This is a genomic window from Nitratireductor sp. GCM10026969, from assembly GCF_042660605.1.
Classification (GTDB): domain Bacteria; phylum Pseudomonadota; class Alphaproteobacteria; order Rhizobiales; family Rhizobiaceae; genus Chelativorans.
Window position 1 is genome coordinate 70427 of the sequence record NZ_JBHSUM010000001.1, and the last position, 11495, is coordinate 81921.

General features: G+C 60.9%; 11 protein-coding genes. 5 read left to right on the plus strand and 6 right to left on the minus strand.

From position 1 onward, the window contains the following. The 6 genes from ACFP9U_RS00340 to ACFP9U_RS00365 all read right to left on the minus strand — a co-directional run bounded on the left by ACFP9U_RS00340 (nt 1) and on the right by ACFP9U_RS00365 (nt 7446). Nucleotides 1-612 (minus strand): DUF6931 family protein, encoded by a 612-nt coding sequence (locus ACFP9U_RS00340; protein WP_378618171.1) that lies wholly within the window; start codon nt 610-612, stop codon nt 1-3. Nucleotides 613-622: 10 nt separating this feature from the next. After that, complete coding sequence (locus ACFP9U_RS00345; protein ID WP_378618173.1) at nt 623-2662, minus strand: type VI secretion system Vgr family protein; 2040 nt, start codon at nt 2660-2662, stop codon at nt 623-625. 56 nt (nt 2663-2718) lie between these two features. Continuing rightward, entirely contained in the window at nt 2719-3195 is a 477-nt protein-coding gene (locus tag ACFP9U_RS00350) for an Hcp family type VI secretion system effector (RefSeq protein ID WP_378618174.1), read from the minus strand. A gap of 75 nt (nt 3196-3270) precedes the next feature. Further along, nucleotides 3271-6015 carry a type VI secretion system ATPase TssH gene (gene tssH, locus ACFP9U_RS00355; protein ID WP_378618176.1) on the minus strand — a complete coding sequence of 915 codons (2745 nt, stop codon included), beginning with the start codon at nt 6013-6015 and terminating at the stop codon, nt 3271-3273. A gap of 223 nt (nt 6016-6238) precedes the next feature. Further along, nucleotides 6239-6898, minus strand: coding sequence for a hypothetical protein (locus ACFP9U_RS00360; protein ID WP_378618178.1), 660 nt, complete (start codon nt 6896-6898; stop codon nt 6239-6241). 212 nt (nt 6899-7110) lie between these two features. Next, nucleotides 7111-7446: an STAS domain-containing protein gene (locus tag ACFP9U_RS00365; RefSeq protein ID WP_378618179.1), complete on the minus strand. Its 336-nt coding sequence runs from the start codon at nt 7444-7446 to the stop codon at nt 7111-7113. Between the two features lie 221 nt (nt 7447-7667). On the opposite strand from ACFP9U_RS00365, the gene ACFP9U_RS00370 reads away from it, so the two are divergent. The 5 genes from ACFP9U_RS00370 (at nt 7668) to tssJ (ending at nt 11453) form a co-directional block, all read left to right on the plus strand. Beyond that, on the plus strand, nt 7668-8582 hold the full coding sequence (locus ACFP9U_RS00370) for an ATP-binding protein (RefSeq protein ID WP_378618181.1): 915 nt from the start codon (nt 7668-7670) through the stop codon (nt 8580-8582). Nucleotides 8583-8606: 24 nt separating this feature from the next. Beyond that, the gene (locus ACFP9U_RS00375) at nt 8607-8987 is read left to right on the plus strand and encodes a PAAR domain-containing protein (RefSeq protein ID WP_378618182.1); all 381 of its coding nucleotides are present in this window, start codon (nt 8607-8609) and stop codon (nt 8985-8987) included. Then, entirely contained in the window at nt 8988-10082 is a 1095-nt protein-coding gene (locus ACFP9U_RS00380; RefSeq protein ID WP_378618184.1) for a methyltransferase domain-containing protein, read from the plus strand. A gap of 123 nt (nt 10083-10205) precedes the next feature. Further along, nucleotides 10206-10901, plus strand: a complete 696-nt coding sequence (locus ACFP9U_RS00385) for an FHA domain-containing protein (RefSeq protein ID WP_378618185.1) — start codon at nt 10206-10208, stop codon at nt 10899-10901. A gap of 75 nt (nt 10902-10976) precedes the next feature. Continuing rightward, entirely contained in the window at nt 10977-11453 is a 477-nt protein-coding gene (gene tssJ, locus ACFP9U_RS00390; protein ID WP_378618187.1) for a type VI secretion system lipoprotein TssJ, read from the plus strand. Nucleotides 11454-11495 lie beyond the last annotated feature (42 nt).

Genomic DNA, 11495 nt, shown 5'->3' on the forward strand with positions numbered 1-11495 from the left:
TTACTGACCGCGCCTGATCGGTTTGTCGCCGTCCAGCCTTCCATTGCCGCCATTGGCGATATCGGTGCCGCGCTTTATCGCCGTCTCGAAACGATGGCCGAGCTTTTGCGGATCTCCCCGCGTGAGGGATAGCAGGACAGACGCACCGACACCGATCGGCCCGAGGCTCGGATCGGCCGGAGCCTCAGGCATGTCCTCGGGAGCCAGACTTCCGCCGGACCAGAACACGGCGAGCGCGGCATAGGCCGCGGCCCCCTCGAACTTTGCCAATTCGGCAGCTTCCATACAGGATCGCCGTCGCGCCTCTGTGGGCTCGTAGACCCATGCGGCTGCCCGTTCCAGGCAGGTGCTTTCGATTTCGCTAGGCGCTTCGATTTCGCTGTTGGCCACAACACATGCCCACCAGATTCCCTCGCGGATGGGCAGCGAGAAGGCGAGAAAGCGTACCGCATCCCCGACATGCTCGGCCTCTACGATAAGCGAGAGGTAGCCCTGTGGCGAAACATCGGGCAGCAGATAGGCCTTCGCTTCGGGAGAGAGATCCACACGCTCGCAGATTTCCGCCGCCGTGGCAGCCTTGATCTTACGGAACGGTTCTGTCTGAATCTTCACCTCGCCCGTCCTAGTTTATCTTCACAACGCCACCCTTGAGGGTCAGGATGCCGTCTCCGGACACGCTGACAAGGGGAGCGCCGAAATCTGCCTTGGCTGTCCCCTTAACGGCGACCTGGATTCCGTTGATCTTGATGCCCTGAGGCGTCACCTCGATGGTGTTCGACCCGCATTTGAGTGTGATGCCCTGCATGGCATCAAGCGTGATCTTTCCGAGCTTCGCGGTCGTGGTCTGATTGCCCTGCTTGACGGTAAGCTCGTCATTGCCGCCATCCAGGGTGACCGCGCGATTTCCCTTCTTAAGGCTCAAAGTCTCATCGCCCCGGGTAATCGTCACGGTGCGATCGCCCTCGAGGATATCGAGTGTCTCGTTGCCCTTTTCTATCTTTTCGGCACGGTTTCCCTGCTTGATCGTGAAAGTCTCGTTGCCTTCCTCTATGGTGGTCGTGCGGTTGTTCTTCACGGTCCGCGTCTGATCGTGCCCAACCGTCAGTGTATCGTCGTTCTCCACCTCGCGCAGAAAATCCTTCTCCGCATGGAAGAGAATCTTCTCCGCATCCTTCTTGTCTTCGAACGACAATTCATTTGCGTTCGCGGCCTTTCCAGACTTGGTGCTGCGCGTCAGAATGCCGGACTTTATCGAGCTCTCCGACTGCGTCCAAGGCGGCGCATTGTTGCCGTTGTAAACGGTCCCGGTCACCAGCGGCCGGTCAGGATCCCCATCGAGAAATTGTACCACGACCTCCATGCCGATTCTGGGGATGAAGACCATGCCCCAACTGTTCCCGGCCAGTCCCTGGGCGACGTGCACGTAGCACGAGCTTTTTTCGTCCTTCTTTCCAATGCGGTCCCAATGGAATTGAACACGAATGCGGCCATACTTGTCAGCATGGACCTCGTCGCCGGAGGGGCCGACGACAAGCGCTGTCTGTGGTCCGCGTGCAAGCGGTTTAACGGGTGGGGTGAGTGCGCGGGCGATCCGGGTTGCCGGGATGCAGGTAAAGCTGTTGCGGTAAAACGGCTTGCCTTCCATGCCGGACCTGATGGTGAAGTGCGCGCGATCCACGGCCTCATGCTGCACTTCGGTAATCGTATGGCGGGTATTGTTGAGCGAATCGACCGGATGCTTGTCGAGTGTAAAGCGATGGCCCGGCGTGAAGCTGGCACAGGTGCTCTGGCCGCTCGCCATTTCGAACGCCGCGTCGGTGGCGTCGATGTTGACGCCGGCCAGACGGGTGAGATCGGCCGATTGCAGTGACCCACCCGGATATTTGAAATGCTCCCAGGTTTTGCCCGCCGCGGGTTGCAGGCTGGTTTTGCGTTCGGCGTCGACCGGGGTATCGGGCACCTCGAAATCATAGTCTCGGAACGACCACTTCGCATCCGTCAGGTGAGCGCCGAAACGCAGAGCGTAGACGGCATCGTTCGTTTCCTCGGCATCCTGGCGATATTCGATCGTTGCCTGCTTGCAATCGGCATAAGCATTGGCGTTATCGCCGATCACCATCGTGTGGTTGCTGGCTTCATGCTTGAAAAAATAGAATATACCCTCTTCGGCAAAGAGGCGCTGGACAAATGCTAGATCTGTCTCACCGAATTGTACGCAATAGTCTCGTTTTTCATAGGAAGCCTGCAAACTTTCCTGGAATTTTACACCGCCTTCTCCAAGGATCGACTTGGCAATATCGACGGCGGTCTTGTCCTGGAAAACCTTGTAATCCGATGTTCTATCAAGGCACCAAAGGGTTGGCGCGATCTTAAGTTGGAAGAGACGATAGCCGCTGCGTGTTACGGCACCGCCGGAAAACGCGACGACGATTCCGTTTACGTGCCTGCGCTCGCCGCCGGGCCTTGCCATGGATAGCGTCGCACTCTTGCCCAGAAGATCGTTCGGCTTAATCGTCTCCGTCGACGACAGGGCCGAGACCGAGAACTCAAACAGTCTCGACATCCCTTCGACGCCGCGCACCTCGGTCGCCACGAGGACATCCGCCCCAAGCGGTGTCTCGAGTGTAAGCCAGCGTTCCGCCTGGACAAGAGTTTCCGACATCTAGTGCGAATCCTGAAGGGCGCCCGACAGGCAGTCGGGCGCCGCACGTTAAGGCGTCAACCGCTCTTCGTCGATGTCAGGTCGTAGTGTACCGAGACCGGGGTGCCGGCCTTGTTCTTGTCGTCGTACGGGATGAACTTGTATTCCATCTTCGTGAAGTTGATTGAGATCGATTCCGTCGGCCGGTCGCCGCCCGTACTGACGGAATAGCCGGAGATCAGTGAATTGGTCAGTGTATATTCTACATAAGTGTTGCCCGGGCTTCCGGTGCTGACCAGGTGGATCTTGACCTCCTTGCCCGCGGCACCTGTCGCCGATTCGGTGAAAAGCTTCGGCGAAGCCCCGTCCATCATCTTGGTGATCGTCACCTCGCTGACGCTCGGCTCGCTCGCTTCGCGATTGGCGGTCGATCCCGAGGGGGTCGATATTCCGCGCCCGATCCCGAACTGCATGCTCTGGACGTCAATCCACTTTTGATGCTTGTCGTGCGTCGCCTCGCCGTCAATGCCGTCGTATTTCAAGTAAATTGCCATTCCAAGCTCCCTCTATCTTTGGCTCTGTAAACCGATTTCCGACGCAAAACCTTCAGGACGAACAATCCCGAGACCTCACTTTGCCGGCTGAGACTCTTCCTGCCCCTTCGCGCTGACGCTCTGTTCATCCGCTTCACCGCTCTCGATGACCGCCTGAGTCTCAAATGTGAACTGTCCGTCCTCATCCAGGATGATTTTGAGATTGCCTATCCGGCCGCCATCCGCCATCACCGACAGGACATGCGCCGACAGGCGGGGAAGCAACCCTCGCGAAAGAATGAATTCGATGTTGCGCGCGCCGCTTTCCACTTCGGTGCAGCGTTTGGCGATTTCCTCGATCAGCGTATCGTCCCATTCGAGACTGGCACGATAGTTTTCCAAGAAGCGTTTGCGGATCCGATCGAGCTGCAACTCGACGATCTTGCGGATAACATCGTCGGCCAGCGGGAAGTACGGCACCACCGAGCAGCGGCCGAGGAAAGCCGGCCTGAACAGTTTGAGAAGTTCGGGACGCAGGGCTTCGCCGAGCGCCTCTGGATCCGGCCGTGTCGTCGGGTCCGCGCACAGCCGGTGGATGAGATCCGTTCCGGCGTTCGAAGTCATAATGATCACGGTGTTCTTGAAGTCGATGTCGCGGCCTTCGCCGTCGCGCAGCACACCCTTGTCGAAAAGCTGATAGAACACGTCCTGGACGCCCGGATGCGCCTTTTCCATCTCGTCGAACAGCACGACGGAGTAGGGCCGTCGACGTACCGCCTCGGTCAGCACCCCGCCTTCGCCATAGCCGACGTAGCCCGGTGGCGAGCCGACGAGCGTGGAGACCTTGTGCTCCTCCTTGAACTCCGACATGTTGATGACGGTCAGGTTCTGCTCGCCACCATAAAGAAGATCGGCCAGCGCCAGCGCCGTTTCCGTTTTGCCGACTCCCGAGGTGCCCACCATCAGGAACACGCCGATGGGCTTGCGCGGATCGATCAGCCTGGCGCGTGAAGTGCGGATCGTTTCAGCGATCGCCTCCAAGGCATGCGGCTGGCCGATAACACGTTCTTCAAGCCGGTCTTTAAGACCGAGCACCGTCTTGATTTCGTCCGACACCATGCGGCCGACGGGAATGCCGGTCCAGTTGCCGACCACCTCGGCGACCGCCTGACCGTCGACGGTTACCCGCATCAGCGGGCTGTCTCCCTGCACGGAAGACAGTTCCTCGTTGAGTTGTACGAGTTCCTTGCGCATCGCGTCCATATCGACCGCGTCCGCTTCGGCATCCTCCTGCGCGCCGTCATTCGTGCTGCCCAGCTTGTGGTGAAGATCGCGGATGCGGGCGACCAGTTCCCGCTCCTTCTCCCACTGGTCCTCGAGATCGGCCAGTTCCTGCTCGGTCTTCGCGCGGTCGGCCTGCAGTTCGGCGATACGCTCCTTGTGATCGGTGCCGATGCGGGCCTCCCGCGCCAGCGCCGCAAGGTCGGTATCCAGCATCTCGATGCGTCGCCGCCGGTCTTCCACCGGGGCGGGAACCGCATGGCTGGCAATGGCGACGCGACCGCACGCGGTATCCAGCAGGCTAACAGCCTTGTCCGGGAGCTGCCGGCTGGGAATGTAGCGCCGGGACAAGCGCACCGCCTCTTCCACGGCCTCGGCCACCACGCTAACCCCATGGTGACTCTCAAGCGTGGGGATCAGCCCGCGCATCATGCCGATGGCCGCTTCGTCTCCTGGTTCTTCCACCTTGACCACTTGGAAACGCCGTGTCAGCGCCGGATCGCGCTCGAAATACTTCTTGTATTCGGCCCAGGTCGTTGCAGCGATGGTGCGCATCTCGCCGCGGGCGAGCGCCGGTTTGAGCAGGTTCGCGGCGTCATTCTGCCCCGCGGCCCCGCCAGCGCCGATCAACGTGTGCGCCTCGTCGATGAACATGATGATGGGCTTGGCCGAGGACTTGACGCCTTCGATCACGTTCTTGAGTCGGTTCTCGAACTCGCCTTTCATGCCCGCACCGGCCTGCAGCAGGCCGAGATCGAGCGAGAGCAACTCGACGTCGCGCAGGGCCGGCGGTACGTCGCCGGCGGCGATTTTAAGGGCAAAACCTTCCACGACGGCCGTTTTGCCGACGCCCGCCTCACCGGTCAGAATCGGATTGTTCTGGCGGCGGCGTGTAAGGATATCGACGATCTGGCGAGCCTCGGCATCGCGCCCCAACACCGGGTCAATCTGTCCCTCGCGGGCCCTGGCGGTCAGATTGATCGTGTATTGCTCGAGCGCCGAACCACCGGCGCCGGAGGGAGCGCCAGCCGCGCCGCCCGCCGATGTTGCCGCGCCTGGATCGGCAAGCCCCGCCGCTCCGGACTCGATGCTGTCGCCGACGATTTTGCCGAAGGAGGAGCGCAGCGTCTCGGCATTGATCTTGGCGAACTGCGGAGATGCATCGCGCGCAAGCGCCGCGAGTGAATCGTCCCCGAGCAGGGCGGCGATCAGGTGTCCGCTACGCACCGCCGACTCCTGGCACTGCAACGATCCGAATATCCACGCCTCGCGGATAAGTTTGACGATATTGGGGGCCAGCGCCGGGGAGCGGCTATTGCCGGTCTTCAATTGGTCGAGAACTTTGGTCAGGTCGGCCGTCAGGCGACCGGCATCGATCTCGAAGTGGCGCAGGATCTCGGCGAAATCGTTGTCGGTTTGCTCGGCGAGCTTTACGAGCCAGTGCTCGATTTCAACATTGTAGTGCGTTCGCGACAGGGTCAGGCCGACCGAACCCTCCAATGTCGAGCGACACTGCTGATTGAGCCGGCCAACCAGCGACTGCAAGTCCACGTTCAGCACAGTACCCCCCTCAGCAGCGCCCGCACGCCAAAAAATGCTGATATGCTTGTCGACGATATATTGCCCGCCGATCGGAGCCTTGACTCGCTTACTCCAACTCTAACGGCGAAACCAGATAAAGTCCACGCTTGGCCAGTCGTTATCCGGCAACCGGATGGCAGTTAGATCAAATCAGCATACAAGACAAATAACGAGCCCCTATCTGATCTCACGGATTCGCTGATCAGAACAGCCGCTGGAAGAAATTCGGCTTGCGCATCTTGATCTTTGGATGAAACTGGATCCGCGCCTCGCTTGCGCGCCCCAGCTCGACGAGTTTGCCACCCTGGACGTCGCGCGTATAATGGTGCTTGCCCCTGGACCCATCCTTCACAAAGGAATCGATCCGTCCGAGATAGCCGTAGAAAGTGCAATGCTTGTAGCCTCGGCTGAAAAGCTCGTCGGCGACAAGCCGGGCGAAGGGCGGCCCGAGACACTCCGGATCCGTTGCCGGGTCACCGCTTTCGGCACTGTGGCAATTATAGCATTTGATTTTGCCGGAGAATGTCTTTTTCAGGCCGCTCTCGATCAGCCGGTCGGCGACCACGTCGTAATCCACCCGCTCGCCGCCGCGGCCGCCTTCGATCGATTTGAACCCCGGCATTCCGTGCCCACGGATGTAAATGTCGCCAGTGTTCATGGATTGTAAAAACGGATGCTTCTTCTTCGGATTGTACCAGACGGCTACCGCCGAGTGGCCCTTGGCCTTCGCCGCATCTATATCCTTTTTAAGCTTGTCCATGTCGGACCCGCCCTGGGAGCCGTATTCATATTGAGCAAAGGCAATTTTCGCGTTGTTCGGATCATACGGCAAAAACTGGACTTTGTTGCTCATTGCCCCCAACCCCGCGCATATTTGAGAAGCACCATGGCTTCATTCAGACGCGCAAAGCCCCTAGATTGCAACCCACCCTAGAGAAGCTAGCCGACACAGGCCGAAACGTCAATTCGAACACGCCGAGCGGTTCGCCTGCCCGTGACGGTCACTGTCTGGATGCAGAGATCCTTGTGCGTTCCCAGGCCGCAATGGCGGCAACGGCCCTGACTCGCAGGACATCAGATCTGATCCGATACCGCGGCGTCCACGCTCGGATACACCGGAAAAAGCCTCAGAAAGCCACTCATTTCGAAAACGAGTCTGATTCTGCTGTTGAGGCCGGCAAGCGCCATGCGTCCGCCCTGGGCCCTGATTTTCTTTGCCGCCGAAAGGAAGGCCGACAACCCGGTGCTGCTGATGTACTCGAGCTGCGCCAGATCGATGATGAGGTTTATATCACCGCGATCGATCACTCCCGACAAGTGCCGGTCGAATATCGGCGAAGTCGTGCTGTCGATTCTGCCGCTGGGAGACACAACAAGGTTGCCGTCGCGGCGACTCTCGGCGATGTTCATCGTGTAGAGACCTCAAGCAAGTACGCGTATTAAGGTGAGGCCGGTCGGACCGCTGCCTGGACCGCGATCATTTCAGAAACTGGGCCCACTTGCCAGATTGATGTTAAGAAGGCTGGGATTTTGAGGCAATGACAAAAGCCCCACCACGACGCGCCGAGCTCGAGGCCATGGTACGGCAGTCTCTCGTCCCGTCTCGCTTTCCGGAGCGCCGGGACGTCGAGTTGGCCTTCGCCGTCGCGCTTGACGGAGAAGGGGCCAGCCTCTTCGACCACATGTGGCTGGACGAGCGGCTTCTGGCGGTCGCGGCGTTGCGCCTCGACGGGCGAGGGCTTGATGGCGCGCTGGCCCTGGCGTCGATGCGCCACCTGCTACGGGCCCTGCTGCTCAAGCTCGAAGAACCCGCAGCGGTCCTCGATCAATTGCCGGGCTTTTCCGGACGCGAGAGGCACGACGTCGCGATCGCGTGTCTCGACGTTGCCAGCGGCATGCTTTCGTCGGCCGGTTCGGGTAACGGTTCCGTCACGGTCGGCAACGCGGAACTGGCCGCCGGGCAGCGGCGGATGACCCCGGGTGCCATCGTCTGGCTTTCAGCCGGGGGCAAACCTTCCGATCTGCAGGACCGGGCACCCGTCGAAGGTCTGCAAGCAGTCGTCGATCCCGCGCTGAAGCGTAGCGGCGCCGGGGCGATCGGTGCGGTTCTCTTCAAGGCGTGCGTTCGCGGGCGGGACAGCGCCACCTTCTCCGTTCGCAACGATCGCGCCGAAATCCCGACGTTCCTCACGGCGGCGCGCCGCTTCTTTGCGCGGCAAAACTTGGCGGAGGAGGACGTTGCCGAGTTGGAGGTCGCCCTCGATGAAATCCTGACCAACCAAGTCAATTACGGCTACCGGGACGGTTTGAACCACGAGATTCTCGTCTCGATGACGGTCGAGGCGGGTCGACTGCTTTTGGAAATACGCGATGATGGCGAACCTTTCGATCCACTTGGCGTACCCGAGCCGGACCTGTCCTCGGACATCGAGCAACGCCAGATCGGCGGTCTTGGGATGCACTTTGTGAGGAGATTGCTTGACAAGGTAGAGTATCAACGGCGCAATGGATGGAATGTACTGACGCTCAGGAAGAACTTGAGCTGATTGGCAAGGGTGGGGGATATTTGAATGAACGCGGCCCGATTGACGGACCTGATCAAGCAGGACGCTCCGCATTGCCACGCGCCGATCCATCCCGCTCTGCCGGAACCGAAGACTCAGCCGCATCCCGCGCTTCCCCTTCCTATCGTCAAGGCGTGTCCGACCGTGATGATCGGCGGGATGCCGGCAGCGCGTGTGGGTGATACCTCCTCTCCTTGCGTGCTTCCCGCATGTGTGCCCGCGGGGCCGGGGATCATCGCCAAAGGGTCTTCGACGCTTTTCATCGGCGGACTGCCGGCGGCGCGGGTGAACGACATGACCTCGCATCCTTCCTGTGTCGCGCCCATCCCCAGCCCCGTCGGAAAGATCCTGCCGCCGGGATGTCCGACGGTGCTGATCGGCGGCTGAATGCGTATCGGCCACTTCGAGACACTGCGCCCTGTTTGCCCGGTTTGCCGAAGCCGCGGCGGCGCGGATACGTGTCTTTCCGTCACGATCGCCGAGGCACAGCAGCGGGACGAAATCGAAAGCGGCATCATCGGCTGCCCGACCTGCGGTGCGGAGTTTCCGGTGGTCGACGGGATGCCGATATTGGTTCCGGACGTACGCCGTTTCGTCGAGGAAAACCTTTTCTACCTGCTCGCCAGGACCGATCTCACGCCAGCCGTCGAAAGCCTCCTCGGCGATGCAGCGGGTGCCGCCAGCGGGCTGCAGTCCATTCGCCAGCATGTTTCCTCCTATGTGTGGGATCATTGGGGCGACAAGGATCCGGCGGAGAAGGAGCCGGCTCCCGGTGCCGCCTCGCCGGGCAGCATCGTGCGGGCGCTGGAGCGCGGGCTCGATCTGCTGTCTGTCGATCTTCCCGACGGCCCGGTTCTTGACCTTGGTTGCGGGCCGGGCAGGCCGGTGGCCGAATTGGCATCGCGAACCGGGCGCATGGTGCTCGGTATCGATCTCTCCATTCCCCTGGCGCGCGCTGCGCGAAGGGCGCTCGTTGGCGGCGAGGTGGATTATCCGCGCCGGCGCGGAGGCGTTGTTTACGACCGCCGTCGCTTTGCGGTTTCCGCTGCCGACCCGCGGCTCGTGGACGTGTGGATATGCGACGCCCTGGCGCTGCCCTTTCCACCGGAAACTTTCGGGCTGGTCACGGCCATGAACGTCCTCGACTGCGTGACCCGTCCACGCCAAGCGCTGGTCGAGATCGACCGGATACTGAAGCTGGCCGGCGAGACGCTGCTGTCGCTCCCGTTCGACTGGACGGGTCACGTCACGCCCATGGAGGAATGGCTCGGCGGCCATTCCCAGCGTGCGCCGCATGAGGGAAGTGCTGAGGCGATCCTCGAAATGCTGCTTGCCGACGGTGCGATGGCGGCCGGCTCGCTGCGGCGCATAGGAACGCCGGTCGAGGTGCCTTGGCATGTACGCCTTCATAACCGGTCTTGCATGCACTACACTGCGCATCTTCTGGCGGCGCGGCGGGGAATGAACCAGAATACTGGCTGACCCCGCGCGGAGGACGGGTCAAGTCATTAGGAGGGGCGAATGAAGCTGCGACTTGTTCTGAAGGGGCCCGAGCGTCTCCTTGGAGCCGAGCGGGAGAAAACGGTCGAAAGTGGCGGCATCGTGGTGGGACGTTCGGCGGATGCCGACTGGTCCATACCCGATCCGGAAAGAATTCTTTCCAAGGCACACTGCCGGATAGAAAAGGATTTCAACGGCTTCGTCCTGACGGACACGTCCACCAACGGCGTCAGGATCAATGACGAGGCCGTGGGCTTCGGCCAGCCGCGGACGCTCGCGAGCGGGGATGTGATCAAACTGGGCGATGCAGTCGTGATCGCGGCGATCGACGACGCCCCGTCCTTTCCTGCGAACGGAACCGATACGGCCGGCGCCGGCAATGGTGCAACCGGCGGGGAGGTCCTTGACGGCCCGTTCGGTGGCGACGACGATGTGATTGCCGGACCTTCGCAGCCCGGATCCGGCAATCCCGAGCCCGCGCCGGCTGAATCTGCCGCACCGGTCCTGGATGACTGGTGGCAGCCGGATGTCGGCACGGCACAAGGCTCGATGACGAAACCCGTGGATATCCCGCCGCGGGAGGGGAAAGGGGCGGCGCGCAATTCCCATACAGGTGAGGATTCTGTAAGGTCGCACAACGGTGCCGTGGCGAGTTTGCTGCGGATGGGGGGCAATTCTGATCTGAACACTTTTGCCCGGGCTGTCGAGTCGGCAGCCCTCATCCTCTCGGAAGACGAACGGCAAAAGTTCAATGATCGACTTCTTGCACTCCTTCGCGAAAGTAGTCCGCACGGAAATTAGTGCGTATAGGAGGTGCTGGGATTCTCCAGCGATCGGTGGGGTGGGTGCATGCCCGGTATAGCCCGGACGTGGTGTGTGTTTGTCTTGGTGCTTGGCCTTACCGGGTGCGGCGTCTTTAAGCGCAAGCCGCCGCCGACCGAGATTGAAATCGAGCCTGCGCCTGCAAAGGCCAGTATTGATTTCATCGCGGTTGCTTCGCCGTTGGTCAACCCGTCGCCGGCTGGTGAGCCGTCTCCGATCGTGCTCAGGCTGTACCAGCTCAACGGGGAGACCGCGTTTGCGAATGCAAGCTTCCGTCAACTTTGGGAGCAGGATGAGCAGACACTTGGGCCGACAATGCTGGGAAAGACCGAGATGTATCTCGATCCGGGAGGGATTGAGCGGATCAAGGCCAACCTTATTGAAGGGACGGTCATCGTCGCCGTGGTGGCGGGCTTCCGCCAGTTCGAGAACGCCAAGTGGCGCGCGATGGTGCCGATGCAGGGAGAAAAGAGATTCAAGCTGAAGGCCGACTTGAAGTCTCTCTCCGTCGAACTGGGGGCGCAGGACTGAGGATGGTTTTGAGGCGAGGACGATCGACGAGGCGGAAGATGC

Coding starts and splice junctions, on each gene's coding strand:
- ACFP9U_RS00345 (WP_378618173.1), bottom strand. CDS start 2,662: ATGTCGGAAACTCTTGTCCAGGCGGAACGCTGGCTTACACTCGAGACA.
- ACFP9U_RS00350 (WP_378618174.1), bottom strand. CDS start 3,195: ATGGCAATTTACTTGAAATACGACGGCATTGACGGCGAGGCGACGCAC.
- ACFP9U_RS00365 (WP_378618179.1), bottom strand. CDS start 7,446: ATGAACATCGCCGAGAGTCGCCGCGACGGCAACCTTGTTGTGTCTCCC.
- ACFP9U_RS00375 (WP_378618182.1), top strand. CDS start 8,607: ATGAACGCGGCCCGATTGACGGACCTGATCAAGCAGGACGCTCCGCAT.
- ACFP9U_RS00380 (WP_378618184.1), top strand. CDS start 8,988: ATGCGTATCGGCCACTTCGAGACACTGCGCCCTGTTTGCCCGGTTTGC.